At 61.9% G+C, this 23,170-nt stretch carries 23 protein-coding genes; 2 read left to right on the top strand and 21 right to left on the bottom strand.

All coding sequences use genetic code 11. The features are described from left to right. Positions 1–34: 34 nt before the first annotated feature. From PHF15_RS07195 to PHF15_RS07165, 7 genes are all read right to left on the bottom strand, one after another. A complete protein-coding gene (locus tag PHF15_RS07195; RefSeq protein ID WP_300120027.1) occupies positions 35–514 on the bottom strand; it encodes a DUF488 domain-containing protein in 480 nt (159 codons plus the stop codon). Between the two features lie 175 nt (positions 515–689). Continuing rightward, positions 690–1,508 carry a hypothetical protein gene (locus PHF15_RS07190; protein ID WP_300120026.1) on the bottom strand — a complete coding sequence of 273 codons (819 nt, stop codon included), beginning with the start codon at positions 1,506–1,508 and terminating at the stop codon, positions 690–692. Positions 1,509–1,519: 11 nt separating this feature from the next. Next, the gene (locus PHF15_RS07185) at positions 1,520–3,238 is read right to left on the bottom strand and encodes an ABC-three component system protein (protein WP_300120025.1); all 1,719 of its coding nucleotides are present in this window, start codon (positions 3,236–3,238) and stop codon (positions 1,520–1,522) included. Continuing rightward, positions 3,235–3,486, bottom strand: a complete 252-nt coding sequence (locus PHF15_RS07180) for an ABC-three component system middle component 6 (RefSeq protein ID WP_300120024.1) — start codon at positions 3,484–3,486, stop codon at positions 3,235–3,237. Before PHF15_RS07180 ends, PHF15_RS07185 begins: the two co-directional genes overlap by 4 nt. After that, positions 3,483–4,403, bottom strand: coding sequence for an ABC-three component system protein (locus PHF15_RS07175; RefSeq protein ID WP_300120023.1), 921 nt, complete (start codon positions 4,401–4,403; stop codon positions 3,483–3,485). The genes PHF15_RS07180 and PHF15_RS07175 overlap by 4 nt, the downstream gene beginning before the upstream one ends. Positions 4,404–4,468: 65 nt before the next feature. After that, a complete protein-coding gene (locus tag PHF15_RS07170) occupies positions 4,469–4,825 on the bottom strand; it encodes a 3'-5' exonuclease (RefSeq protein WP_300120022.1) in 357 nt (118 codons plus the stop codon). Then, complete coding sequence (locus PHF15_RS07165; protein WP_300120021.1) at positions 4,822–6,210, bottom strand: Fic family protein; 1,389 nt, start codon at positions 6,208–6,210, stop codon at positions 4,822–4,824. Before PHF15_RS07165 ends, PHF15_RS07170 begins: the two co-directional genes overlap by 4 nt. A gap of 368 nt (positions 6,211–6,578) precedes the next feature. Between PHF15_RS07165 and PHF15_RS07160 the strand changes: the two genes are divergently transcribed. After that, positions 6,579–8,306 (top strand): DUF4080 domain-containing protein, encoded by a 1,728-nt coding sequence (locus tag PHF15_RS07160; protein ID WP_300120020.1) that lies wholly within the window; start codon positions 6,579–6,581, stop codon positions 8,304–8,306. Between the two features lie 9 nt (positions 8,307–8,315). Here the strand turns inward: PHF15_RS07160 and PHF15_RS07155 are convergent, their stop codons facing one another. Then, positions 8,316–10,052 (bottom strand): SulP family inorganic anion transporter, encoded by a 1,737-nt coding sequence (locus tag PHF15_RS07155; RefSeq protein ID WP_300120019.1) that lies wholly within the window; start codon positions 10,050–10,052, stop codon positions 8,316–8,318. Between the two features lie 126 nt (positions 10,053–10,178). Here PHF15_RS07155 and PHF15_RS07150 point away from each other — a divergent pair, with 126 nt between their 5' ends. Next, the gene (locus tag PHF15_RS07150) at positions 10,179–10,586 is read left to right on the top strand and encodes a YchJ family protein (protein ID WP_300120018.1); all 408 of its coding nucleotides are present in this window, start codon (positions 10,179–10,181) and stop codon (positions 10,584–10,586) included. Positions 10,587–10,676: 90 nt separating this feature from the next. Here the strand turns inward: PHF15_RS07150 and deoA are convergent, their stop codons facing one another. The 13 genes from deoA to PHF15_RS07085 all read right to left on the bottom strand — a co-directional run bounded on the left by deoA (position 10,677) and on the right by PHF15_RS07085 (position 23,026). Continuing rightward, positions 10,677–11,996, bottom strand: a complete 1,320-nt coding sequence (gene deoA / locus PHF15_RS07145; protein WP_300120017.1) for a thymidine phosphorylase — start codon at positions 11,994–11,996, stop codon at positions 10,677–10,679. Positions 11,997–12,005: 9 nt separating this feature from the next. After that, a complete protein-coding gene (deoC, locus tag PHF15_RS07140; RefSeq protein ID WP_300120016.1) occupies positions 12,006–12,806 on the bottom strand; it encodes a deoxyribose-phosphate aldolase in 801 nt (266 codons plus the stop codon). Next, complete coding sequence (locus PHF15_RS07135; RefSeq protein WP_300120015.1) at positions 12,803–13,621, bottom strand: purine-nucleoside phosphorylase; 819 nt, start codon at positions 13,619–13,621, stop codon at positions 12,803–12,805. Before PHF15_RS07135 ends, deoC begins: the two co-directional genes overlap by 4 nt. Positions 13,622–13,626: 5 nt before the next feature. Next, positions 13,627–14,058, bottom strand: coding sequence for a cytidine deaminase (locus PHF15_RS07130; protein ID WP_300120014.1), 432 nt, complete (start codon positions 14,056–14,058; stop codon positions 13,627–13,629). A 9-nt stretch (positions 14,059–14,067) separates the two neighbouring features. Continuing rightward, complete coding sequence (gene eutC / locus PHF15_RS07125) at positions 14,068–14,922, bottom strand: ethanolamine ammonia-lyase subunit EutC (RefSeq protein ID WP_300120013.1); 855 nt, start codon at positions 14,920–14,922, stop codon at positions 14,068–14,070. A 49-nt stretch (positions 14,923–14,971) separates the two neighbouring features. Further along, a complete protein-coding gene (locus PHF15_RS07120) occupies positions 14,972–16,384 on the bottom strand; it encodes an ethanolamine ammonia-lyase subunit EutB (protein WP_300120012.1) in 1,413 nt (470 codons plus the stop codon). A 25-nt stretch (positions 16,385–16,409) separates the two neighbouring features. Beyond that, on the bottom strand, positions 16,410–17,141 hold the full coding sequence (locus tag PHF15_RS07115) for a cytochrome c3 family protein (RefSeq protein ID WP_300120011.1): 732 nt from the start codon (positions 17,139–17,141) through the stop codon (positions 16,410–16,412). Beyond that, the gene (locus PHF15_RS07110; protein ID WP_300120010.1) at positions 17,138–17,725 is read right to left on the bottom strand and encodes a hypothetical protein; all 588 of its coding nucleotides are present in this window, start codon (positions 17,723–17,725) and stop codon (positions 17,138–17,140) included. Before PHF15_RS07110 ends, PHF15_RS07115 begins: the two co-directional genes overlap by 4 nt. Beyond that, entirely contained in the window at positions 17,726–18,910 is a 1,185-nt protein-coding gene (locus PHF15_RS07105) for a 2Fe-2S iron-sulfur cluster-binding protein (RefSeq protein WP_300120009.1), read from the bottom strand. A gap of 212 nt (positions 18,911–19,122) precedes the next feature. Then, positions 19,123–19,995 carry an ABC transporter permease gene (locus tag PHF15_RS07100; protein ID WP_300120008.1) on the bottom strand — a complete coding sequence of 291 codons (873 nt, stop codon included), beginning with the start codon at positions 19,993–19,995 and terminating at the stop codon, positions 19,123–19,125. Next, positions 19,992–20,855 carry an ABC transporter permease gene (locus tag PHF15_RS07095; RefSeq protein ID WP_300120007.1) on the bottom strand — a complete coding sequence of 288 codons (864 nt, stop codon included), beginning with the start codon at positions 20,853–20,855 and terminating at the stop codon, positions 19,992–19,994. Before PHF15_RS07095 ends, PHF15_RS07100 begins: the two co-directional genes overlap by 4 nt. 3 nt (positions 20,856–20,858) lie before the next feature. Further along, positions 20,859–21,956: an ABC transporter ATP-binding protein gene (locus PHF15_RS07090; protein ID WP_300120006.1), complete on the bottom strand. Its 1,098-nt coding sequence runs from the start codon at positions 21,954–21,956 to the stop codon at positions 20,859–20,861. A 2-nt stretch (positions 21,957–21,958) separates the two neighbouring features. After that, positions 21,959–23,026 (bottom strand): extracellular solute-binding protein, encoded by a 1,068-nt coding sequence (locus tag PHF15_RS07085; RefSeq protein WP_300120005.1) that lies wholly within the window; start codon positions 23,024–23,026, stop codon positions 21,959–21,961. Between the last annotated feature and the right edge of the window lie 144 nt (positions 23,027–23,170).

Genomic DNA, 23,170 nt, shown 5'->3' with positions numbered 1-23,170 from the left:
GGCGGCTGTTTGCACGCAAATTGCACTTGCCCGCCTAAGCCGCCTGCTGAAAACCCAAATCAGGCAGGGCTGTTTTAGCGCTCAGGTGCGTCACGATTGGCCCACCCAACTGGCGCGCCGCGCGGGCCACGTAGGTGCGGTGGCAGGTGGAATAGTCGGCCTCAAAACACACCAGACAAGCTGGGGTAGCATGGGCAATTTTGACCAGCTCGCGCAAGGAAGCGTCTTGCGTCTGGATGTACTTCAAAAATTCACGGGTGTAGGTTTGCCATTTGCCATCCATCTTGTATTGGTTGCGGATGGGCTTGGGGCAACCCAGGGCGGGGGCGTGCAGATAGGCAATGCCATGGGCTGACAAGGCGGCGCAGAAAGCCGATTTCGAGAACCCCTTTTTGCGCGACAGTGGCAGCTCTCGCACGTCCACGACGGTTTTCACCTGCGCGGCTTGCAGGCGGGCGATGAAAGCCTCAATGGTCAGGCCTTCGTAGCCGAGGGTGGAAAGGGTGGAGGGCATGGGGTCAGGGGCCAATGTCCAAGGTTTGATGGGGTAACCCGAATTTTATGCAAGTGGCACTCTGGGTTTGCTCCGTCATGTTGGATTGCAAGAACTAACCCCGGAACCCCAAAATCGGGCAAGTTATATTTCAGCGCCAGTGCAATCCGGACAACGAATGAAGGTATGGACATGGTCAATTTCCGTTCATCAGGCGTCGCAGCAAAGTCCGGCCTGTAATGAGTGCGATATGTAATCGGAACGTACTGTGATCTTCATCCGAGAGGCCTGGATGCGAACCGTCGGTGTGGAGCATTTTGAATAAGCCGTTGATGAAATTCTTGCCATCGGCTGTCCATTCGTTCCTGTCCACGGAAAGAAATCCGCGCGTTGCCAGGAGGGTGCGGCGATTTTCAAATGAAGGCTGCTGGGAGGCCTTTTCTGGCTCTATCCGCAACGCAATGTCGTTGAGCAGTCCTTCCAGGAAGCTGCGCACTTGGCTGTTCGCTGCCGCCCAGTCACCTCGTGTATGTGCCTCGATCGCCTGGTCGAGGTGGCCTAGCGGTACAGCGAAACAGAAATGCTTCAGGAGTTGGTGGACTTCGTCGTCGGTTGCTGGAAGGTCCACCTCTTCAGGCAAGGCTACGCGCAACAAGGGTGTGCGCATGCCCTCATCCCAAGACACCACGTAGCCATCGAGCGCCAGACCGCGCAGGAATGGGGCCTGTTCAGGCCTCCCAGAATCGGCCAAGCTCATTTCGACCGCAATGCGTACTGTGGCTTCGGCAAGTGTCATCTGGCCATTCACAGTGGCGACCATTTGCGCGGCGCGCTGCGTGATCGTCTGTGCCAGCAATGCGCTTTTTGCGGTTACGCTTTTTGGCGAGGCCAGCGCAATGTCGTTGTCGAGTTCAAGGCGCACGATCACCTGGTCGAACCTGGCCTGCGTCAAGGCCGCGCCCAAGAACTCGACGGCGGCGACGATCGTGGGGCGGGTGAACGGATAGGCCTTCATGGGAATCTCGCTTAGCCGAACCGAATGCCAAACAACCCGCCATCGTCGGTGGCGTCGGTCAGCCGAGTGGGAAGCACATGGTCATTGAGGTCAAAGCCGGCGACCGTTTCCTTGAAAGCGTCGTCTTCGTTCATCGTCACGATGTACTGAAAACCGAGTTCCTGCGAAAGTTCCGAGCCAAGGCGCAAGGCACTGATCACTTGCCGGCCGTCTACGCCGTCGAACAAATGGCTGTCATGGATCAGGAAACGCGGACCGATCTGACGCTTGGCACACAAGCGCATCAGCATCATGTCAAAGCAAAAGATCTGCATGTTCTTGATGCCCTTGCTGCGCTGGCCCTGCATCGGAAACTTAAACATCGGGCCGTTGGAGGTTTCGTCGACAGTCATGCTGCCGGCCGACTCGTAGAGTCGTTGCGACGTTTCCTCGAAGGCGACGATGGCTTCGGCGAGCCGATCCTTCTGCTCGGAAAAATCGCGTCGCAGTCGGATCGTGAGCCTGTTGCGCTCGATTTCCAGTTCGTTTTTTGTGCCTTCGAGTTGTTCGGCGGCTTCGAAACGCTGCCGCAACGATTCGACTTCTGACTCCAGGCGGCCTAGCTCTCCCTGCAACTTGAGGAACTGGTCCAGCGCACCATGGCTCCTGAGAATGCCCATGATTTCCGCGCGACGCTGGTCGAGCTGCGCCTTCTTGCTGTCGCGAAGCTCGATGCGCAGCTTGGCCGCTTCGAGTTCGCTGGACAAGTAGTCCTTACGGTTGCGCACCACCGATTGATGGAAGCTCTTCACATCCTCATAACGACGCTTCACAAGGCTGGGAAGCGCAACACCTGCTTCCTGATAAACCGCTTGCAGGTCTTCCAGATCGGGAGGGATCTCGGAGGCCAGCGCGCCTTCGAGATCCTTGATGGCAGCGAAATCGATGGTATTGGCATTAGCCAGTTCATTGAGTTGGCGTGTCAGCTTGGCGCTTTCGATTTCTAGCTCCCGGTATTCGGGCAACACTTGAAAGGACTCGGTTTCCGCATAAAGTTTCTTGAGACGGGCCTCCTGCAGGGTCAACTGCGTGCGCAAGTCAGCGGCCTTGCCGATGATCGAACCGAATGCGCCCGCACCAGCTGCCTTTTTTAGCTCATCCAATGTCTTTTCACGATCGCGGACAGCTTGCCAATCGCGCGCGATCTGCCAGTCCAATCCAAGGAGGAACATCAGCGCCATTTGCATGTCGCCTGTTCCTTGCATGGTGGCCTGCTTCTCCGGTGTTGTGAATGCGCCGCTCATCTGGCGGCGCACAAAGTAGGCGAACAGTGATCGGAATGAAGGGGGCTTGCTACCTGCCGCTTCGAGGCTGCTCAAGCCGAACATTTCCTCACCGAGGAACGTGACCCAATCGGTTGCCGACAGTTTGCGCTTGGCCGCTGGTGGTGTCGTCACGTAGATCTTGGCTTTAGCACTGCCACTGCGCTCGACGACGGTACGCGCCTTCAACTCGAAGTCCATGCCGAAGGTGTATTCGGCCAACTCTGGCGTGCGGAAGATGGAATCAGGGCCGGCTTCCGAGCCCGACAGGAAATGAATAGCTTCAATGAAACTGGTTTTGCCTGCGCGATTGCGGGTCTGCTTACTGGTTGAGCCCTCGGTTTTTTGGGCCAGCAGCACGTTCAGACCCGGCTTCAGTTCACCGAGATTCTTGAAGGTGGGCAGCGTGCTGAATAGGTTATGGATCAAGCTGTCCTCCGTGCAACAAGGCCGTTTTCAAGTTCGATGGTTCCAAGGGAGTACAGCAGGTCCAGCGCCAGCACGAACCAGTCGTAGGTGATTCGCCGAGGACGCGTGGCACTCAGCCCTTGGTCCTGTTGGTTCAATTCTTCCCACAGTGCGGAGACCGTCTTGGGACGTGCGAGAAAAGTCAGAACATGACCTCCCACAGTCAGCAGCGCGCGATCTTGCGGGAGATGCTTAGACGGCAAGATCATGTTGACCTCACTGCTTGGGCGTCTTCGAATATTTCGCACTTGTCGAACAGGTAAGCCATGACCGCCAGCACTGCCGCCTTGTGGGTGGGTGTCGTGTTCACGACTCCCCCTGCCCAGGTTTCAAGTTGTCCAAAGATTTCATCGGGATGAAGCGCGGGCGTCGCGTCCCTCAGAGACACGTATTGGCTCTTGAAAACCGAAGCAATTTGTTCGCCATACACGGGGTTCTTCCAGTTATCGAAGAACTGCATGACTAGCGGCGACTTCTGCATGCCGATCTTCAAAAAATCGGCGACCACCTGAGACAAAAGGTTTGCCTCGATCTTCCCTCGCGATACATCCTTGACTTCGCTCGTTGCTGGCGCGGGGGCAACGCTGATATGTGTGAGTACCGCCATCAAATCGCTATAGCCCAGATTGACGTTTGCTTCCATGGTCAGCGATGGGCCGAACCAGGATTCGAGATCCTGCAGACTGAGCTGGCGAAACTTCGCCAGCATTTCTTCCCAGCCGCAATGGCCGATTTTGATATTTGGGTTTTCTTGCGCGAGCTTGGCCAGCGCTTCGATGATGTGGGGACCCAGGCGCCCATCGGGTGCGTTATGGACAAAGGTCCATTCATCAAAATACTTTTCCCAATGCTCTTTTGCGCCCTCGAAATCCTCATTGATCTTCTTGATGGCTTCGGCTGCACTCAGCTTATTGGGCGCATAGCTCTGAAATAGGGTTCGGGCCGATGGCAGGTATCCGTCATTTTTCCGGTCGCCGACATTGCCCCATGGTCGGCAGGCCATGAAATCGTTAGGGTGGCCTTTCGCCATCAGTTTTTCGAATAGGCGCTGAAATCCGTCTCCCTTGGCTTCAAGGAAGACGATGCGGAAATCTTTTTCGTAGCTGAGCTGTTGTACGCGATCCATATATGACTTGTATGTCAAAGTGTGCAGCAATTGAATGAGGCCACGCTAGGTGTGGTGATTCTCGCTTATCCGCCTCCCAACCCAACACACACTCCCACCCCAATCACCAACCTCTGCGTCGCCCGCATCGCCGCCACATAAAACACCCGCGCGGTTTCTTTCTCGTCCTCCTCCGGTGCAGGCAAGTGCCCCACACCAGACAGCGCCAGCACGGGGAGCTCTAGGCCTTTGCTGATCTTCACGGTTATCGCCCTTATCAACTGCTGGTGGCTGATAGAAGTCGTTGATTCATAAAGGGATTGCTCACTATCAACCAAAACATATCGCCCAGCGTGGTGCGATATCGGCGCGCTGTGTCCGATAGGCCCCATTGCGGCAGTACTTGCATTTCGAGGTGTTTCCGAGTCGTGGCTGTAGCTCATGCCCCACCATGCCTTTTCGTCCAAGCGGCAAGCGCCAAGGGCCGGATGCCAAACCGCACCGCGTTCCCAGGGTGCAAGGCGGCGAACTCTTGCAGCACCAGTTGGGTGAAATGGACCTTGTCGGCGGCGGCGACCATGGGCGGCAGCCTGACATTCACGGTGGCTTCGGTGGCGGCCTCGTCGTTTTGAACGATGGCCGCCACCACGTCGCTCAAGGCCTGGCGATAACGCAGACGAAAAATGTCTGGCGGCACCAGGTTCTGCTTGACCGCCACGTATTGCTGGCATGAGCGCTCGTAGGCCCAGACGAAAACGTCACGCAGCAGCTCGATGCGATTGAGTTCATAGACGCCGATCATCGCGTCCACATAGGCCAACTGCGGGACGTCGATGAAAGACAGCGGGCACAGGTTGTGGCGAATGAGCGGTATGTTGGCCGCCAGCCGCGACACGCGCTTGTTCACATCCTCAAACGGCTGCAGGTAGGGCAAATGCACCATCAGAAAAAAAGCCTGCTCGAAGGGATCGTCAATTTCCGCCGCCATCTGGATGACGATGCCAAACAGTTCCTCCAGCCGCTGCGGCAAGGCCACCGGCAAATACACGCTGCCGCCGATCTCTACCGCCCGGCAGCGCAGGCGGCCCACCGCTGTGGGGTCGGCCATCAAACCATCCGACAAAAATGCATGCAGCGCGACGATGCAATCGGGCGTCACTTGGGCGTCGGCGGGGTCGAGCACCAGGTATTCAATGGCCTGCTTGTGGTTCAGGATCATCTGGGTTTCCAGCGCGTTCTTGCCTTCGGCGGCCTGGCCGAACTCAATGAGCCGCTCGGTGTCGAGCCGGCTGTAGGTGTTGCCCTCCAGTTGCGAAGAGGCCCAAGACAGGTCAATCAGCAAGCGGTTGAGGATGTCACGCGCAAAGGTGCCAGCGGGAGTCTGCTGCGCCCGCGCTGTGCCCATGGCGTGCAATTGATCTCGCAGACTTTGCGGCAAATAGGCCGTGTGATTGGGGTGGTACTGCTCCAGAAACGCTAGTTTGTAGCCCATTGGCGGGCGCATGGCACGCGGTTGGCGCACGTAGGCTTTGATCTCTTCACCTTCCGATGAAACAGGCACGTAAACCTCGGCAGAAGCCTGCAACGTGGGTATCGGTGCCTGGATGAATGCAACGGTCTGCGAGCTACACACGTACCGCACCGCCCGCGCCTCGCCCAACATCTGAATCCGACCTTGCTTGACCAGCAAGGCCAACCGGCGCTGCAAGGTGCGGCGCGTCAAGCTTTTGCTCTGCGATTGGATAGCCTCAATTCCCAGGCCATCGGGTTGCGCAGCCATCAGCGCAGCCAATTGGTCAAGCTCGGTTTGAGGGGTGATTCGCGGCATGTGCTCGGGATTTTGGTGGCAAGCGGCCAGTATCGCGCCACTTAAAGTGACGCGCAAGGGTTATTGCGACAAATAAAGTGGCGCAATCCAGTGGTCATGATCTGGCTGCTGTCGCTGCCGGGTTTGAAATCGCCCGCCCTTTTGCGCACGTGTCCATGGTGTTCCCGTCCCTGAGAAGTGATGGGCGGATGATAGGCCAAAGCGCGGGGGCTTGGTGGGGTGGATGGTTCAGCTGCGCATTCTCGCGCAACCTATACCCGCACGCCTTTGCCCCTTGATTCCATAATTTCCGGCCTTTGAATCCATAATTTACGGACACAGATTCCGGATCTCACGGCTCATTCACACACTATGACCGACTCATTGGCATGACACGCACCAATTTCCCCTGCATCGTCCTGGCCACGCTCAACGCCCGCTACATCCACGCCTCGCTGGGCATGCGTTATCTGCTGGCCAACCTCGACCGGCATGGCGGTGCGGGCCTGCGTGCGTTCACCGAACTGCGCGAGTACACGATCTCCCGTCCGGCGCAGGAGGTGGTGGCGGACCTGCTGGCCACGCTGGGGACTGTGCCATCGGCAGAAGCGCCCGCCGGGGTGCAGGTTGTGGGTTTTGGTGTGTACATCTGGAACGTGACGCAAACCACCGAGGTGATCCGGCTGCTCAAGGCCGCGCGGCCCGACCTCAAAATAGTGCTGGGCGGGCCGGAGGTGAGCCACGAGACCGATCAGCAAGCCATCACTTTACTGGCCGACCATGTCATCATCGGCTGGGGCGATGTGAGTTTTGCCAAGCTGTGCCGCGCGCTGTTGGATGGTCCGCAACCGCTCATGAAAATCATCCCCGGTGAGCAGCCGCCGCTGGCCGAGCTGGAACTGCCCTACGGCGAATACAGCGCGGCCGACCTGGCGCACCGCCTGCTGTACGTGGAGGCTTCGCGCGGGTGCCCGTTCAAGTGCGAGTTTTGCCTGAGCGCGCTCGACAAAACCGCCTGGGGTTTTGAGTTGGACCGGATGCTGGCGGCGCTCGATGCCTTGTACCAGCGCGGCGCGCGCACCTTCAAGTTTGTTGACCGGACTTTCAATCTGAAGATCGAGCATTCGGTGCGTATCCTGCAATTTTTTTTGGATGTCATTGCGAGCGAAGCGCGGCAATCCACGCAGCCTGCGGTCATGGACTGCCGCGTCGCTGACGTTCCTCGCAGTGACGAGCCGGCGCAGCGTTCGAACGCAGGTCTCTTTTTGCACTTTGAAGTCATCCCCGACCACCTGCCGGACCGTCTTCGGGCCATGCTGGCGCAGTTCCCGCCGGGCGTGCTGCAGCTCGAAGTCGGCGTGCAGACATTCAACGTGGCGGTGCAGCAGACCATCTCGCGGCGCCAGGACAACATGGCTACCGAGGCCAACCTGCGCTGGCTGCTGGCCCACACCCACGCGCACCTGCACGTTGACCTGATCTTTGGCCTGCCGAGTGAAACGCTGCAGAGTTTTGCCGATGGCTTTAACCGGCTGCTGGCGATTGGCCCGCAAGAGATCCAGCTTGGCATTTTGAAACGCTTGCGCGGCGCGCCGATTGCTCGCCACAGCGCTGCGCATGGCATGGTTTACGCGCCCGAGCCGCCCTACAACGTGTTGCAGACTGGCGTGGTCGATGCCGCCACGCTGCAACGTTTTGGCCGCCTGGCGCGTTACTGGGAACTGCTGGCCAACTCGGGCCGTTTTGCACAAACGCTTACGCTGTTGCTGCACCAGCCCGCGGTGAATGGCAGCGCTGCGGCCTCGCCGTTCTGGTGTTTCATGGCGTTTTCGGACTGGCTGTGGCAGCGCCAGCGCAGCACGCACCGGTTGACGCCCGAGGCGCTGGTCGACGCCTTGTTTGACTACCTCAGCGCCAGCCAGTCGCCAGACTTGGTGCGCCAGGCCCTGCTGGCGGACTATGTTGCCAGCGGTGCGCGCGCCAACCCCAAGGCGCTGCACGGCCTGTTGCCGCCGCGCACAGCGTCACCCGCCAAGGCCGGCCGCACGCTGGCCACCCGGCAGGCGCGCCACCCTAATCAGTTGGGGTCAGAGCACGTCGCTACGCGAGTGGTCTGACCCGCAAGCCTAAACTTCATCCCAGTCCTTCCAGTCCACGGCATGGCTGGTCCGGTAGAGGTTGACCGCATTGCCGACGGTGGGGGCAAAAATGTCGTGGCCGATCAGGTCCAGCGTGCCGTAATCCTTCAACCGGTCCTTGACCTGGCCCTTGAGCCCGGCAAAGCACAGCTCAATGCCCTGCTGCGTCAAGTCATGGTGCAGGTTGACCAGCATGTCGGCGGCGGTGATGTCGATGTCGGTGATGGCATCGGCCACCACCACCAGGCGCCGCGTCGGGGTGGGCGCGCTGGTGATGGCGCGATGCACCTGGGCCTGAAAAATCTCGCCGTTGGCAAAAAAGAGTTGGGCATCCCAGCGGAACAGAACCAGGCCGGGCACGCGTCGGCCCTCGGGGTGCCGGGTGATGTCGTGGTAACCCTTGGTGCGGTCCACCCGCGCCAGCACCGCAAAGTAGGGGTGCCAGGCATTCCACAGCAGCACCAGTATGGCGAGCGCCAGGGTGATGAAAATGCCTTCCATGACGCCGATCAGGGCCACGCCGACAAAGCTGGCCAGCGACAAGGCAAATTCCACCTTGCGCTGTCGGTACATTTGCCGCATGCCCGCGACATCGGCAAACGACAGGCAGGCCGCAATGACCACGGCGCCCAACACCGCGCTGGGCAGGCTCTGCAGCCACCCGGTGCCAGAGACCAGCAGTACGCCGATGGCCAGCGCACCCACCAGGCCGGTCACTTGCGTTTTGGCCCCGGCCGCTTCGGCCACAGGGGTGCGTGAGGCGCTGCTGCTGATGGAAAACCCCTGAAACAGCCCGGTGGAAATGTTGGCCAGGCCCAGCGCCACCATCTCCTGACTCTGGCTGACCCGGTAGCCACCACGTTGCGCCAGCGCGCGCGACAACACACTGGTATCGGTAAACGAAAGCAGGGAAATAATGACGGCGCCGGGCACCAATTGCCGCATATCGGACCACGACACCGCTGGAAACTGCCAGTCTGGCAGGCCCTGCGGCAGGCGTCCCAGTACCGACAACTGGGCAGTGTTGGCCAGGTTGAACCAGGCCGACACGCCCGTGGCCAGCAGTACCACCAGCAACAGGCCAGGCCAGCGCGGTCGCCAGCGCGCCAGCAGCAGAATCAGGGCCAGACTGGTGCTGCCAATCAGCATCGCCACCCCGTTACCCTGGCCGTTGGCGAGGCCTTGCCACAGGTGCTGCGCCTGCTGCGTCAGACTCTCGGCTTCGGTCGGAAAGCCAAAAATCTTGGGCAGTTGGCTGACCAGCACGGTCAGGGCGATGGCGTTCAAAAAACCAATCCGGATGGGTTTGGACAGCAGGTCGGCCAGCAGACCCAGACGGGCCAGCCCGATCAGCATGGAGCAGACCCCTGACAAAATGGCCAGCATGCCTGCCAGCACCACAGCGCGCTCAACATCACCGGCGGCCAGCGGCAGGATCAGCGCCGCAATCACGGCGGTCAGGGTCGAATCTGGCCCCAGCACCAGGATGCGACTGGGGCCAAAAATGGCATACACGATCAGGGGAATGATGGTGGCGTACAAGCCATGGATGGCGGGCAGCCCCGAGGCCTCGGCATACCCCATGCCCACCGGCACCAGGATCGCGGTCAGCGCCAGGCCCGCCACCAAGTCGCGAATCAACCAGGCGGGCTGGTAGTTCAGCAAGGTGGCCAAGCCGGGCAACCAGCCTGGCAGCGAGCGAATGTTTCTCCAGGCCAGGCGCATCACATCAGGCGCTTGCGGCGTGCAAGCGGTAAAAGGGTGAAGTCAAGGCAATGGGCATGATCGGCCACCAGTTTACGACCCGTCGGGCCTATATCCGTCGAGCGTCATCCCGTTACCATTGCACGCATGAAAAAGAACACCTTGGCCGACCGCGCCGCCTGCCCGTGCGACAGCGGCCTGCCCTATGGCGACTGTTGCGGCCCCTGGCACGCGGGTTTGGCGCAAGGTGTGCACGCGCCCACGCCCGAGGCGCTGATGCGCTCGCGTTACAGCGCCTACGGGCTCGGGCTGATCGACTACCTGCTGGTCACCTGGCACCCGTCCACGTCGCCCGGCGAACTGGAACTGCCGCCGCTCAAATGGCTGGGGCTGGAAGTGCGCCACGCGCAGGCCACGGGTGACGCGGGGGTGGTGGAGTTTGTCGCGCGTTACCGTGAAAACGGGCGCGGCGGGCGCATGCACGAGATCAGCCGCTTTGTGTTTGAGGACGGGCGCTGGCTGTACATCGACGGCGAGCAGCCGGCGCCTGACTGAACCCGTGTGGTCACTGCGAGCGAAGCGCGGCAGTCCATGTCTTCGGAAGTCATGGATTGCTTCACTTCATTCGCAATGACTCAACCCGTTTTAAGTCGTGATGCGTTTGAGCATCACCGGGCGCTGCGCCGACGAATGCTCATGAATCTGAATTTTTTCCAGCAGCGTCTGTCGGGCAAGCGCTGCGGCGCTGGCGTCGGCCGCGTGCACCACGGCCAGCACCTCGCCCGCCCGCACCGCCTGGCCCAGCTGAGCAAACTGGCTAAAACCAACCCGCGGGTCGATGGTGTCGCTGGCCATGCGGCGGCCGCCGCCAAGGTCCACCACGGCCAAGCCGATGTCCCGTGTGGCCATGTCAGCCACAAAACCAGCGCGTGGCGCCAGCACCGGCAGTTGAACCGGCGCGGGTGGCAGGTAATGACCGGGGCGCTCGCAGAAGTCCGCCGGGCCGCCCAAGGCAGCGACCATGCGCGCAAACTGTTCCAGCGCGCGACCGCTGCGCAGGGCGTCATCCACCTGTTGCAGAGCCCGGGCCTCGTCGCCAGCCAGGCCGCCCATCAGCAACAGCTCGGCGCTCAGGCGCCGGGTGACATCGAGCAGCCGCGGGTCCACAGCGTCACCACGCAGAAACTGCACGGCCTCAAGCACTTCCAGCGCGTTGCCGCAAGTGCTGCCCAGCACCTGGTTCATGTCGGTGAGCCAGGCGCGCGTCGGCAGCCCGGCACCGTTGGCGACCTGCACCAGCGATTCGGCCAGGGTGGTGGCCATGGCCAGCGAATCGGCAAAGGCGCCGTTGCCCACTTTCACATCCATGACCAGGGCCTGCAGGCCGGCGGCGAGTTTTTTCGACAGGATGCTGGCGGTGATCAGCGGCACCGACTCGACCGTGGCCGTCACATCGCGAATGGCGTACAGCCTGCGGTCGGCCGGCGCCAGGTCGGCCGTCTGGCCAATGATGGCGCAGCCCGCGCTGTGCAGCGCCCGTTGCAGCGTGGGCACATCGGGCGCGCACTGGTAGCCCGGGATGCTGGCGAGCTTGTCGAGCGTGCCGCCGGTGTGGCCCAGGCCGCGACCCGAGATCATCGGCACCACGCCGCCACATGCCGCCACGATGGGGGCCAGCATCAGGCTCACCTTGTCACCCACGCCGCCGGTGGAATGTTTGTCCAGCACCGGGCCGTTCAATTTGGCGGTCGACCAGTCCATCACCAGCCCGGAATGTGTCATGGCCAGGGTTAGGTCAACCGTTTCCGCGCGGCTCATGCCCTTGAGAAACATGGCCATGGCCAGCGCGGCCGCCTGGCCTTCGCTCCAGGAGCCATCGACGAGGCCACGCACAAAAGCGTCGATGTGGGCGCGCGCCAGAGTGTGGCCGTCACGTTTGATACGAATGATTTCTTGTGCCAGCATGGTGAGGTTTTAATACGCGTCGGGCGGTGCGGTATTGGGTTCGGCCGCGCCGGACAGCATCGCCTCAATGTCGTTCAACAGGCTGCTGGCACCGATGCGAAAGCGATGCGGTGTCAGTGCGTGCGCGCCGAGCAGTTCTTGCGTCATGGCCAGGTAGGCGGCAGCCTCGGCCACGGTGCGAATGCCGCCGGCGGCCTTGAAGCCCACACGGTTGCGTGCGGCGGGGCTCGCGGCAATGGCGCCGAGCACGATGCGCGCGGCTTCCAGCGTGGCGCTGACCGGGGTTTTGCCGGTGCTGGTTTTCAGGAAATCGGCGCCTCCGTCCAAGCTCAACTGGCAGGCACGCTCCATCAGCGCGGGTGTCTTGAGTTCGCCGGTTTCCAGAATCACCTTGAGCAGCAGGCCGGGGCAGGCCTTGCGCACCGCCACCAGCAGTTCGGCGGCGGTGCGTTCGTCACCGGCCATCAGGCTGCGGTAGGGCAGCACCAGGTCCACCTCTTGCGCACCCGCTTCTACGATGCCTTCGACATCGCGGAGTGCTGCGTCACTGTCGGCGTTGCCGTGCGGAAAGTTGGCCACTGCCGCCACGGCGATGGACGCAGGCAAGTGCGCGCGTGCAAACGTTGCCAGGCGCGGCCAGACGCAGACCGCCGCCACCGGGCCGAACGGGCTTTGCGCGCGCTGGCACAAGCTTGCAATGTCGGCCTCGGTGTCCGCGTCGCCCAGGCTGGTGAGGTCGAGGCAGGCCAGGGCCAGGCGGGCGTTGGCCTGCGGGTTGTTTGGCCATTGGGTTGGCAAAGGGGTCGTCATGAGGGTAGGTCCATCTGGGCAACGATGTCGGCCAGCAAACGGCTGGCGGCAAGGCTGCCCAGCTGCGCTTGCTGCAGGGTGTGGGCGTGGCTCAAATTTTCCGGGGACATGCCCGCGCCCAGGTTGGTGACGAAGGACAGGGCCAGCACGCGCAGTCCCAGGTGCCTTGCCAGAATGGTTTCGGGCACGGTGCTCATGCCCACCGCATCGGCACCCAGCAGGCGCAGCATGCGGATCTCGGCAGGGGTTTCAAACTGCGGGCCAAAAGCCCAGGCGTACACGCCTTCAAACAGCGCCGCACCGTGCGTTTGGGCCACGCGCCGGGCATGGGCACGCAGTGCCGGGTCATAGGCGTCGACCATGTTGACAAAGCGCTCGGAGCCGCTGCTGCCGACCAGCGGTGAGCGCTGCGGCAGGTTGATGTGGTCGCTGAGCAGCATCAGGCTTTGCGGCGGCATGTCAGGTTGCAAACTGCCGGCCGCGTTGGTCTGCACCAGCGTGTGACAGCCCAGGTTTTTGAGCACGCGCAAGGGTTCTGCCATGCCGTCCACCGCACCCGATTCATAGCCATGCTGGCGTCCGCTCAGCACGGCCACGGACTGCGCGCCAAGGTGCCCAAGCCACAGGCTGCCGCCGTGGCCGGCCACGCCGGGCTGCGGAAAACCCGCCAGCCCGGCGTATGGGATCTGAACAGCGTCGGTGAGGTGGTCGGTCAAAGCCCCCCAGCCCGAGCCCAGCACCACCGCAATGCGGGGTTGCAAATGGGGCGCGCGCTGGCGGATGGTGTTGATGGTCTTCATGGGGCGTGATGGCATGCGCTTTAGCTGCCCTTGATGTGGCCCGGCCCAAAGCTCTCGGGCAGCAATTGCGCCAGGGTGTGGCGCGGGCCCAGTGTCAGTTCGTTGGCACTTTGGATGATCAAATCGGGTGCGCCAAACTCACGCAACTTTTGACGGCAGCCGCCGCAGGGCGTGATCCAGCTGCCCTCGCCACCGCTGCCCACCACCAGCACGGCGCGGGCCTGCCTGCCGCCGGCCAGCACCATCGCGCTCAAAGCCGCAGCTTCGGCGCACAGGCCCTCGGGGTAGGCGGCGTTTTCCACATTGCAACCGGCGTGGATGCGGCCCTGCGCGTCGAGCACGGCGGCACCGACAGGGTAGTTGGAGTAAGGCGCGTAGGCATTGCGCTGGGCCTGGCGCGCGGCTTGCAGCAGCGCCTGCTGCTGGCTGTCGGTGAGGGTGAAGCCTGGCATGACAGCACTTTACCGCGAGTCGCGCGCCTGGCTCTGCCAGACAGGGAGTTGTGCTTGATGGCGTGGTGCGTCCTGCGAACCAATCAGGGTGTGATCCAAATCGTCTTTCAGGCCAACTCCCGTCAGTTGATGCTGGCGCGCCCTGGTCAGCAAAACGTGCAGGGTGCTTGCCGCCGCTTCAACCGACAAGCCCGCCGGGCGCACGTTCGAGATGCAGTTGCGCGCTGCGTCTGTGGTGCCCACTTTAGGCGCCCAGGTGAGGTAGATGCCCATGCTGTCAGGCGAGCTCAAACCGGGGCGCTCGCCAATCAGCACCACCACGGTTTTGGCGCGCAAGGCTGCACCCACTTCGTCGCCGATGGCAACACGGCCTTGCGCCACCACGGTCAAGGGCGCCACCGTCCAGGACTGGGCGGTATCAAACTGCAGGCGCTGCAACATGATCGACACCAGGGCCACCGCGTTCTGGTGAATCGCCAATGACGACAGGCCGTCCACCAGCACAAAGGCCAGATCAAAGCCCGGCGCATCGCCCTGCTGTGCCTGCCAATCGGCCAAGTTCTGCAGCGAGGCCGCGTCGAGCCGTCGCCCCAGGTCCGGGCGCTGCAGATACATGGTGCGATCAGTGGCCTGGCTGTGCAGCCGCAGCGTCGGCTGGCCCAGCCCTTGCAGGCTGGTCTGAATGCCGTGCGCGTCAAACGGCAGGTGTACCGCGTCACGCGCCTGGGCGTGCGCCAGTTGAAATGCCAAATGCGCGGCAGTCGGCAGGCTGACCCCGGCGCGCCCCAGGGCGATGCGGGCGTCGGTGAAGCTTTTCAGCGCATCCCAGGGCGTGGGGGTGACCAGGGCAGGGAGGGTTGGCAACGCTTCAGAGTGTCCTGAGCTCGTCGAAGGGCAGGGCTCATCTTTCACCTCAAGCTCCTCCGAGCTGTTGCAGCGCTGGCGAAAAGGCAGCCGGTAGCCGGTCGGCGAGTCGCGGCGCATCGCCTGCGGTGGTGATGCCCATGGCGTGTTGCCAGGCCTCGAACTCGGGCGCAGCGCGCAAGCCCAGCAGCTGGCGCAAGACCAGCGCGTCATGGAACGAAGTGCTTTGGTAGTTGAGCATGATGTCGTCCGAACCCGGCACGCCCATGATGAAGTTGCAGCCGGCCGCGCCCAGCATCAGCATCAGACTGTCCATGTCGTCTGGGTCGGCCTCGGCATGGTTGGTGTAACAAACGTCGCAGCCCATCGGCAGGCCCAGCAGCTTGCCGCAAAAGTGGTCTTCCAGCCCCGCCCGGGTGATCTGCTTGCCGTTGAACAGGTACTCCGGGCCGATGAAGCCGACCACGGTGTTGACCAGTAGCGGCTTGAAGTGCCGCGCCACCGCGTAGGCGCGCGCCTCCAGGGTTTGCTGGTCGCAACCGTGGTGCGCGTTTGCGCTCAAGGCACTGCCCTGGCCGGTCTCGAAATACATCACATGGTCACCGCGCTGGCCATCGTCAAACAGGGCACCGCGTTGCAAGGACAGGGCGGCCTCACGCGCTTCCGCCAGCAGGGCCAGCGTGATGCCAAAGCTGCTGTTGGTGGCCTCGGTGCCGCCAATCGACTGGAACACCAGGTCCACCGGCGCGCCGCGCTCGATGGCAGCCAAGGTGTTGGTCACATGCGTGAGCACACAGGACTGGGTCGGAATGCCGTAGTGGCCAATCAGGTCGTTCAGCATGTGCAGTAACCGCTCCACCTGGGGCACGTTGTCGCTGGCCGGGTTGATGCCGATCACGGCGTCGCCAGCGCCCAGCAGCAAGCCGTCGAGCAGGCTGGCGGCAATGCCGGGCAGGTCGTCGGTGGGATGATTCGGTTGCAGGCGCGTGGCCAGCCGCTGTTTCAGGCCGAGGGTATTGCGGAAACGGGTGACGACCTCGCACTTGCTGGCGATCAGCACCAGGTCCTGCAGGCGGCACAGCTTGCTCACGGCGGCCACCATTTCCGGCGTCAGGCCGGGCGCCAGGGCGGTCAGGGTGGCCGTGCTGGCGTGGTCCGAGAGCAGCCAGTTGCGCAGCTCACCCACGGTCAGATGGCTCACCGCCTTGAATGCGTTGGCATCGTGGCTGTCGAAAATCAGCCGCGTGACTTCGTCGCTTTCATACGGCACCACGGCTTCATTGAGGAAGGCGCGCAGTGGCAGCTCGGCCAGCGTCATTTGCGCCGCAATGCGCTCTTTGGCATCCAGCGCCGCCACACCGGCGAGCTGGTCGCCCGAGCGCAGCGGGCTGGCCTTGGCCAGCAGCGTGCGCAGGTCCGCAAACTGGTAACGCTGTTGGCCGATGGTGTGGCGGGTGGGCATGGCTTTGGAGTGTACCGATGCCGATTCAGTCGTCCTCGCGTTTGCCCCGGTCGCCCTTGCGTTCGCCTTTGATGGCGTCCTTGTCCGCGCTGCGGTGGCATTCCACGCAGTTGTCAAACTGGCGAATACCCTCATCGATGTGCTCACGCCGGATATTTTCCATTGTGTGTTCATGGCAGCCATAACAGGTGTAGCGGCTGTAGTCATTGCGCACATGGCAGGTCACACAAGTGGTGGTGTGGTCGCGGTCCAGCACAAAGTATTTGTTGTGCTCAAAGGTGGCGGGTGTCCATTTTTGCTGGGTGTGGCATTGGGCGCAGTTGCCGGTGATTTGTTTGTGCAGTGCATCCGTGGGTGACTTGTGGCAACTCTGGCACTGGTTGCTGGTTTCTTGTTTAAGCAGGGCGTGGTCGAAATAGCCTTTCAGGCGGTAGCGTTTCACGCCCGCGTGGTCGCTGTGACAGGCCACACAGTCCTGGCTGATGAGTTCCTGGTGGAAAGGTGTGGACGTGAGCGGCTTTAAAACCGGCGCTCCTTTGGTTGTCCTGCGGCCAATATCGGCGGGCTTGTGGCAGCTGACGCACTTTTGGGAATCGGCCCCGGTGAATGCGGCATGGCAGGCAAAACAATCGGAATCGAGCTGCTGATGGCCCGGAATCAACTTGCCCGGCCCGACCATCAGGTGCGGATAGGAAAAAGTCAGCACGGCCAGCACCAGCAGGTTGATGGCCAGGAGGAGTTTGAGCGTGCGGCTCATAGCCAGCCCCAGAACAAAAAGATGCTGAGAATGTGGCCCAGGGCCAGCACGGAGAACACGATGAAAATGGGAATGTGCACCTTGCGCCACTGCGCCATGGCACCCAGTGCCACAGCGTCCCAAAACACGGCTTGTTCCACCTCGGTTTTGGACAAGCCGCGCAGCTGGAACCGTTCGCGCTCGCCCTGTACGTGCTGGCGCGACTGGTTTAGCAACATCTTGCCGACCAGCCCGCTGATGACGTTCACCGCCATGGCCACGGTCGCCAGCCACGGCAGGATGGCATTGAAATGGATGCCGGCATGGATCAGCACCATCAGGGAGCCCAGCCAGGTGCCGAACTCATGCATTTTTAGCAGTGATTTGGGGTCGCCCGTGGTGACCCACTTGCGTTTGCGCGCCGAGTAGTACAGCGAGCCGATGATCAGCAAGGTGCCCGGTATGCCCAGATAGCGCCCCACCCACACCAGATTCAGGCGGTGCAGCAGATAGTCGCCGGCCAGGGTGGCGGCCGCCAAAAGTCCCAGTAGCAAGGCAAAGGGCAACACATGCTCGCGCCACAATGAACTTTTTGAACTTTTCATTTACGCCTCCAGGGTGACAGCCGACTTCGGCGTGCAAACGCACAACAGGCAACTGCCCGGCTCGGGATCAAAATCTGGCGCCTGCGCGTAGGCCACCTCACCGGTGCGGATGCTGGTCTGACAACTGCCGCAAGCACCCGCCCGGCAGCCGGAGCTGACCGCAATGCCGTGGCTTTCCGCAAAATCCAGTAACGCGCCCATGCCGGGCTCCCAGGTCGCCTGTTGGCCCGACTTGGCAAAGGTCACCAAGACAGCGCCTTGCTTGTCGTCGCCCTGGAGTGCGGCTTGCCTGACGGTTGCCGGGTTTTTGCGCGGGATGGACGCCGGGCCGAAAGCCTCAAAGTGAATCCGCCCCTCTGGCACGCCCCAATCCTCCAACGCGGGCACCAGGCTTCGCAGCATGGGCGTGGGGCCGCAAATATAGAAGTGATAGGGCTTGAGCGGCAAAAGGCGGCGCAGCAGCGCGACATCCACACGGCTGCGGTGGCGCTGCTCCGGCCCTGGTTGATGCACACCCGCCTCACCGGCCTGCGGGTTGCTCAGGCACAGGTGAAGATGAAAGTTCGCATGTTGCGCTGCCAGCGCCTGCAATTGCGCCTGCATCACCAGTTCAGCGGAGTTGCGCACGCCGTAAAACAGCCACAACTCGCGCCCGGGCTGCGCCGTCAGACACCAGCTCAGCATGCTCAGCATGGGCGTGATGCCGATGCCACCGCCAACCAGCACCACCGGCGCGTCGCTCTGGTCTATATGAAAATGGCCTGTGGGCGCGCGCAGCTGCAACTGGCTACCTACGTTGACATGGTCGTGAAGGTAATTTGATGACAGACCTGGTGGAAATTGACTGCCAACGGGTGCGGGTGCGCGTTTGACGGAAATGCGATAGTGGTTGGGATGTGGCGCATCGGACAGGGAGTAGCAGCGGATGACTGGTTGCGTGCCACCGGTTTGCGAAGGAACGTCAAACTGGAAGGTGAGAAACTGACCCGGCAAAAACGGCGGCAGTGGCTTTTGGTCTTCAGGGACAAGGTAAAACGAGCAGACCTGAGCCGTGGCATCTTCGGGCACCTTGCGCTCGACGTGAAAAGTGCGATGGCCCGTCCATGCGGCGGCTTCCGGTTGCATCAGCTCTGGCGCAGCTTCAGGATGGACGGCAATTTCAAACTCTTCTGCCGCGGTGCGCAACGCTCTGTACGCCTGCCAATGGCGCCAGAACCCAATGCACACATAGAGGGCAAGTTGGAGCAGGACGCCACCCGCAATCCAAAGCAACAGGTGTAGGGATGTCATAGATGCAGCGAAGTCTACGCTTTGGGCCTTAAAGCAGGATTAACAAATATCAGTTTCAGGCTGCCTAAATTTGCGATGGCTTGCGCCAACGACGCATCGAACCCCTGTCAGTTGGTGGTATCGGTCGCCCCCGACCTCGACCCCCGCATCAACGTCAGCGCCAACAGCGCCGAGGCCACCATCAGCAGCAAACTCACCGCATTGAGCACCGGCGTGGCGCCTTCACGCATGCGGCCGTACATCATCACCGTGAGCGGCGCGTCCGAGCCCACCAGCATTAGCGTGGTGTTGAAGTTCTCGAAACTCATCAGGAACGAGATCGCCGCCGAGCCGATCATCGCGGGTTTCAGGTACGGCAGGGTGATGGTCCGGAACACGGCAGCGCGCGACGCACCGAGGTTGTAGGCGGCGTCTTCCAGCGTGACATCAAAACGCTTGAGGCGCGCGGTGATGGTGAGCGTGGCGATCGACACGATGTAGGAAAACTGGCCCAGCACCACCAGCGGCAAACCGGGTCGCAGAAATTCCAGCTCCAGGCCCCAGAGGTCGTCGGCCAGGTTGGCAATGCGGCTGGCAAACGCCAGGATCGAGATGCCCAGGATCACGCCGGGAATCACCAGCGGCGCCAGCATCAACAAAGACAAGGCTTGCTTGCCGCGAAACTGCGTGCGCTCGATCAGGAACGCGTTGGCGGTACCGACCAGCACCGACAGCAGCGTCACCCAGGTCGCCACCACCACGCTGGTCCACAGACTGCCGAGCATGGCGCGGTCGGCAAACAGGCCGCTGCGGCCCGCGCCATCATGGCCAAAAAACCAGTCCAGCGTGAAGCCGCGCCAGGGCGGCGCCGGGTAGGGCGCGTCGTTGAACGCAAACACCGCGACCACGACCAGTGGCAGAAACAAAAAGGCAAAGAACGCCACACCGTACAGCACGGTGCTGGCGCGCAGCCACAGCGGGCGGGGCAAGGACGCGATCATGTCTTTTGCATCACTTCACCAAACTTTTGACCGCTCAATTTCAAACCAGCCCAGACGATGGCGGTTGACAGGCCCAGCAGCAAAAAGCCGAACGCCGCGCCCTGCTCCCAGTTGAAGCGGGTAATGAACTGGGTGTAGATTTGCTCGGTGAACCACTGCGAGTTTTTGCCGCCCAGCAGCGTCGGCGTGAGGTAGTTGCCCAAAGTGAGCATGAACACCACGATGCAGCCCGCCACCATGCCGGGCGCCGCGTGCGGGATGATGATCTGGCGCAGGATCGACCAACCGTTGCCACCAAGGTCATAGGCCGCTTCAATGAGCGAGTCGTCGAGGCTCTCCAGCGCGCTGATCAGCGGAATCACCATGAACAGCATCGAGGTGTAAACCAGTCCGACCAAAATGGTGGCGTCGTGGTACAGCATCTCAATGGGGGCGGGTGTCACACCCAGGCTGACCAGCAGGGCGGGCAGCACGCCGGACTCGCGCAGAAGGATCATCCAGCCCAGCGTGCGCACGGTTTCACTGACCCAGAACGGGATCAGGCACATGACAAACAGCATGGACTTGTTGCGCCCGCGGGCGATTTTGGCAATCGTCCAAGCCACCGGGAAGGCCATCAGCAGCGTGATGGCGGTGGCCACAATCGACATCAAGGCGGTGCGCACAAAGGTGTGCCAGTAAAGGGGTTCGTCCACAAAAGTGGCAAATTGCGCCAGGCTGGGCTCGTACACGCGCGGTGCCACGCGCGCGCGCAGCGACAAAATGCCCAGCTCCACATGCGGCAGCACGATCAAGCCAATGAGCCACAGCAGCGCGGGTGCCAGCAGCAACAGCAGCATCAAGCGGGCCTGGGTTTTCATGGCTCAACTGGCAAAACACACCGCGCGTTGCGCGTCGAACCCGAAGGTCACGGTTTCACCGACGCTCAGGTCGGCGAACTCGCCAGTTTGCGGCAAGGCGATGCGGAATTCGGTGTTGGACTGGGCCTCGCGCAGCAGCACCGCCGAATTGGCGCCGTCAAACAGCAGGCTGTCCACGCGGGCGCTAAAAGTCGGCAAGCCGGCGTCCAGCAACACCGCGGCGTTGCGCGCCAGGCGCGCCACCTCGGGTCGCACAAAAGCCTCGACTGTGTCGCCCCGGGTCACCTTGCCGATGGCGCGCGCCGGGATCACCAAGCCCTCAGGACTGGTCACGGTCACTCCAAGGCCGTCGACTTGGGTGGCGACACCGGCGATGCGGTTGTTGGCGCCCACAAAACCCGCCACAAACGGCGTTTGCGGCTCGTAATAGAGCTGCTGCGGCGTGCCGACCTGCTCGAAGCGGCCGGCGTTCATCACCGCCACATGGTCTGACAGCACCAGCGCTTCGGACTGGTCGTGCGTTATGTAGACAAAGGTGGTGCCAAAGGCCGCCTGCAAAGCTTTCAGCTCGATCTTCATGTGCTCGCGCAGTTTCAAATCCAGCGCGCCCAGCGGCTCGTCAAGCAGCAGCAGCGTGGGCTCCAGCACCAGGCTGCGGGCAATCGCCACGCGCTGTTTTTGTCCGCCCGAGAGCTGTTCAACCCGCTTGGTTTGGGCGCCTGGCAGGCTGACGCGCTCCAGCATCTCGCCCACCCGGCGCTTGATTTCGTCTTTGGCAATACCGCGGCGCGCCAGACCGTAACCCACGTTCTCGCCCACGTTCATCATCGGGAACAGCGCCAGGTGTTGAAACACCATGTTGACCGGGCGCTGGTTGGGCGACACACCGTTCATGGCTTTGCCACCGATCTGGATGTCACCGGCGTCGGGCTCCAAAAAGCCCGCAATCATACGCAGCAGCGTGGTCTTGCCGCAGCCCGAGGGGCCGAGGATGGAGAAAAAGCTGCCGCGCGCGACGCTGAAAGAGAGTTCGTCCACCGCGCGGAAAGCACCGTAGTGCTTGGCCACGCGGGTGGCCTGCAGGTCAGGCTGCGCCGTCAAAATCAGTTGGCCGCTTTGATGCGGTCCAGCACGCGGCCTTCGATGTCTTCAATGCCAGCGGGCACGGCGGGGTACCACTTGACATTTTTCAGCGCGGCTTCGGGGAAGCTGGCGGCAAACTGGGCTTTCAGCTTGGCGTCCATCAATTGGTCAGCACCTTTGGAGCCGGTGAAGTTGCCAGCCGATTTGGCCACGCGGGCCGCAATTTCGGGGCGCATGTTGAAGTTGATCCAGGCGTAGGCTGCGGCGTCATTCTTGCCCTTGGCCGGCAGGGCAAAGGTGTCGATCCAGCCCAGCGCCCCGGACTTGGGCGCGATGAACTGGATTTCAGCCTTTTCGCCATTGAGCTTCCAGCCGCCGGTGTCCCACATCATGGCGCCGACGATCTCGCCGGTGCGCATGCCGTTGAGCAACTGGTCCTTGTTGTCCCAGAAGAACTTCAGGTTGGGCTTGCAGGCGATGACGGTCTTGCCCACCTCATCCATCAGCGAAGCGTAGGCCTTGGGGTTGCCGTACAAGGCAAACGGGTCCTTGCCCGCAGCAAAGGCAAAGGCCAGCAGGGTCGGGCGTTTCAGGCGCACGGCGGTTTTGCCCTTGACGTCAGCGCGGCACAGGTCCGCGTAGTCGGCCATTTTGGTGAGGCTGGTGTTGACCACCAGGCCATCGGTACCCCAGATGTGCGGCAGGCCGTACACCTTGCCCGCCAGTGTGGTGTTTTTCTTGGTGGCTTCCAGCATCGACGGGATGAACAGCTCACTTTTTAGCTTGCTCAGGTCCATCGGCTTGTAAATTCCAAACTCCTGCTGCGGGCCGGTGATGCGGTCTTGTGAAGGTTGGGCCAAGTCAAAGCCTGCACCACCTGTGGCGCGCAGTTTGGAGATCATTTCTTCGTTATTGGACAGGGTCAGTTCGACTTTGTAGCCGCTTTCTTTTTCAAACTGCGCCACCACATCGGTGGGGGCGTAGTCGGCCCAGGTCAGCAGTCGCAGGGTTTTTTCCTGTGCCACGGCAGAGCCGCCGACACCGAAGGCGACAACGCCAGCAGCGATCAATGAGTAGCGAATTTTCATGGATGACATTCCTTGGGTTGGTCAAAGTGAGTTGAGAAAACGAATCAGCCGCGCACGGCTGAGACGGGCATGGTATGACTGTGAGGTGACATTTTGATGTCAATGCTGTACGGCCGTCAAAGGGTTTTCCCGTGGGTCGTTGTT

The sequence above is a fragment of the Rhodoferax sp. genome (genome assembly GCF_028689295.1).
GTDB lineage: Bacteria > Pseudomonadota > Gammaproteobacteria > Burkholderiales > Burkholderiaceae_C > Rhodoferax.
Note: the sequence above shows the minus strand (reverse complement) of the source record. Positions and strands in the feature narration are given on the sequence as shown.

What these genes read in the sequence shown, in the direction of transcription:
- PHF15_RS07160 (WP_300120020.1), top strand. Translation starts at nt 6,579, where the DNA reads ATGACACGCACCAATTTCCCCTGCATCGTCCTGGCCACGCTCAACGCC.
- PHF15_RS07180 (WP_300120024.1), bottom strand. Translation starts at nt 3,486, where the DNA reads ATGATCTTGCCGTCTAAGCATCTCCCGCAAGATCGCGCGCTGCTGACT.
- PHF15_RS07115 (WP_300120011.1), bottom strand. Translation starts at nt 17,141, where the DNA reads ATGAGCCGCACGCTCAAACTCCTCCTGGCCATCAACCTGCTGGTGCTG.
- deoC (WP_300120016.1), bottom strand. Translation starts at nt 12,806, where the DNA reads ATGACGACCCCTTTGCCAACCCAATGGCCAAACAACCCGCAGGCCAAC.
- PHF15_RS07155 (WP_300120019.1), bottom strand. Translation starts at nt 10,052, where the DNA reads ATGCGCCTGGCCTGGAGAAACATTCGCTCGCTGCCAGGCTGGTTGCCC.
- PHF15_RS07120 (WP_300120012.1), bottom strand. Translation starts at nt 16,384, where the DNA reads ATGCCCACCCGCCACACCATCGGCCAACAGCGTTACCAGTTTGCGGAC.
- PHF15_RS07195 (WP_300120027.1), bottom strand. Translation starts at nt 514, where the DNA reads ATGCCCTCCACCCTTTCCACCCTCGGCTACGAAGGCCTGACCATTGAG.
- PHF15_RS07170 (WP_300120022.1), bottom strand. Translation starts at nt 4,825, where the DNA reads ATGAGCTACAGCCACGACTCGGAAACACCTCGAAATGCAAGTACTGCC.
- PHF15_RS07175 (WP_300120023.1), bottom strand. Translation starts at nt 4,403, where the DNA reads ATGGATCGCGTACAACAGCTCAGCTACGAAAAAGATTTCCGCATCGTC.
- PHF15_RS07135 (WP_300120015.1), bottom strand. Translation starts at nt 13,621, where the DNA reads ATGCCATCACGCCCCATGAAGACCATCAACACCATCCGCCAGCGCGCG.
- PHF15_RS07095 (WP_300120007.1), bottom strand. Translation starts at nt 20,855, where the DNA reads ATGAAAACCCAGGCCCGCTTGATGCTGCTGTTGCTGCTGGCACCCGCG.
- PHF15_RS07165 (WP_300120021.1), bottom strand. Translation starts at nt 6,210, where the DNA reads ATGCCGCGAATCACCCCTCAAACCGAGCTTGACCAATTGGCTGCGCTG.
- PHF15_RS07100 (WP_300120008.1), bottom strand. Translation starts at nt 19,995, where the DNA reads ATGATCGCGTCCTTGCCCCGCCCGCTGTGGCTGCGCGCCAGCACCGTG.
- PHF15_RS07085 (WP_300120005.1), bottom strand. Translation starts at nt 23,026, where the DNA reads ATGAAAATTCGCTACTCATTGATCGCTGCTGGCGTTGTCGCCTTCGGT.
- deoA (WP_300120017.1), bottom strand. Translation starts at nt 11,996, where the DNA reads ATGCTGGCACAAGAAATCATTCGTATCAAACGTGACGGCCACACTCTG.
- PHF15_RS07110 (WP_300120010.1), bottom strand. Translation starts at nt 17,725, where the DNA reads ATGAAAAGTTCAAAAAGTTCATTGTGGCGCGAGCATGTGTTGCCCTTT.
- PHF15_RS07150 (WP_300120018.1), top strand. Translation starts at nt 10,179, where the DNA reads ATGAAAAAGAACACCTTGGCCGACCGCGCCGCCTGCCCGTGCGACAGC.
- PHF15_RS07190 (WP_300120026.1), bottom strand. Translation starts at nt 1,508, where the DNA reads ATGAAGGCCTATCCGTTCACCCGCCCCACGATCGTCGCCGCCGTCGAG.
- PHF15_RS07130 (WP_300120014.1), bottom strand. Translation starts at nt 14,058, where the DNA reads ATGCCAGGCTTCACCCTCACCGACAGCCAGCAGCAGGCGCTGCTGCAA.